Genomic DNA, 1,373 nt, shown 5'->3' on the forward strand with positions numbered 1-1,373 from the left:
CACTCCCGTCAACCCTGGCCATCAACCGACCATCCACCGGATGACGAACATGACTCGCCCCAATGGGTTCCAGGAACGCACCACTGGATTCCTCAGGCACCAGGGAGTCTCCGGTGAGGAAGGAAAAGCGGGCCTTGGTGTCCGGGTCGCATCGCGCCAAGGCTGTGTCCAGAGCCGCCTGATTAACCGGCCTGGGCCGGATGTTCTCCCGGCCTGCTTCCCATTTCGAAACCATCCGCTCACTGACACCCAGATGTGCAGAAAACTCCCGGATGCTCATCCGCTTTGCCTCGCGAAGTGCGCGGACCTCAATTCCCGTCCAACGTTGAACGGTGGCCATTTCGCTGCCCCTCCAGATTCAGGCTGTCCCGCCTAACGCTTTACGTATGTGCCCCGGCCGCGCACGACAGTCACCATCCCGGATTTGCGCAGTTCAGCTACGGCTGATCGGACAGTCGGTCGGCTGACCGCGTAGATCTCCATCAGCTCGTGCTCTGCGGGTAGTCGACTGCCGGGCGGCAGCTCCCCGGACGTGACCATGGCCGCAACATCGTCGGCCACCTGCTGATACAGCAGGTCGGGACCGTCACGGTCGATCTGGTCAGCGCGGGAAGTCCAAGCCACGGTGCGGACAGTAGATGTCCTCTGACTTGAGACGATGCTGTACGCTCTCGCATGTTGTCACATGACGTCGTACTGTGAACTGCCGATTTGACTGAACGTAGCGATACAGAACCACCCGAACGGGTGAGATATGCGTGAGAGCCGCCGATACGACTGCTGACTGCCCGGGAGTGTGACCATGACTCAGACGCGCAGCTCCCTGCACATCCAGCGTGAGACGCAGCGGGTGTGTGCGTGTGGAGCCCGACTATCGAGGTCGAATACCGGTACGCGGTGCGCGATGTGTGAGCGCAAATTCAAGGCAAGCCTGGGTAAACCGCCGGTCATGTCGCGTGATTTCTGGCAGAGCGACCGCTTTCGAGAAGCGTTTGAGTCGCAAGACATGGGGAAAGTCTTCCGCGCTTTCCGCACCGATGAACGCCACAAAGAGCACTACGGCCGGAACGGTATTCATCAGACATGGCTAGCCTCATGGCTAGGGATGACACAGTCGCAGCTTAGTCGCATTGAGCAGGGCAAGTCGTCAACTGACAGCCTCCAAGTGTTGCGGCGCTGGGCAAAAGTTCTATCCATTCCTCCCGAGCTGCTTTGGTTCGATTTCCCTGGCCAGAAACGACAAAGAGTATCGTCGCGGAAACCACGTGATCGCCTTACGGAACGCCTTCAGGGGAAAGACGTGCAATCTATCGAATCGAGTCATGTTCGTCATCCGGTGGATGGTCGGTTGATGGCCAGGGTTGACGGGAGTG

At 59.2% G+C, this 1,373-nt stretch carries 3 protein-coding genes; 1 reads left to right on the top strand and 2 read right to left on the bottom strand.

All coding sequences use genetic code 11. From position 1 onward, the window contains the following. On the bottom strand, positions 1 to 340 hold a 340-nt coding region (locus ACFSXZ_RS25780; protein ID WP_378267776.1), incomplete at its 3' end, for a helix-turn-helix domain-containing protein. Between the two features lie 32 nt (positions 341 to 372). Continuing rightward, positions 373 to 624 (bottom strand): winged helix-turn-helix domain-containing protein, encoded by a 252-nt coding sequence (locus tag ACFSXZ_RS25785; protein WP_378267777.1) that lies wholly within the window; start codon positions 622 to 624, stop codon positions 373 to 375. 280 nt (positions 625 to 904) lie between these two features. On the opposite strand from ACFSXZ_RS25785, the gene ACFSXZ_RS25790 reads away from it, so the two are divergent. Further along, the coding region (locus ACFSXZ_RS25790) for a helix-turn-helix domain-containing protein (RefSeq protein WP_378267778.1) at positions 905 to 1,373 on the top strand (469 nt) is incomplete at its 3' end.

The organism is Amycolatopsis pigmentata, from assembly GCF_042684065.1.
GTDB classification, from domain to species: domain Bacteria; phylum Actinomycetota; class Actinomycetes; order Mycobacteriales; family Pseudonocardiaceae; genus Amycolatopsis_E; species Amycolatopsis_E pigmentata.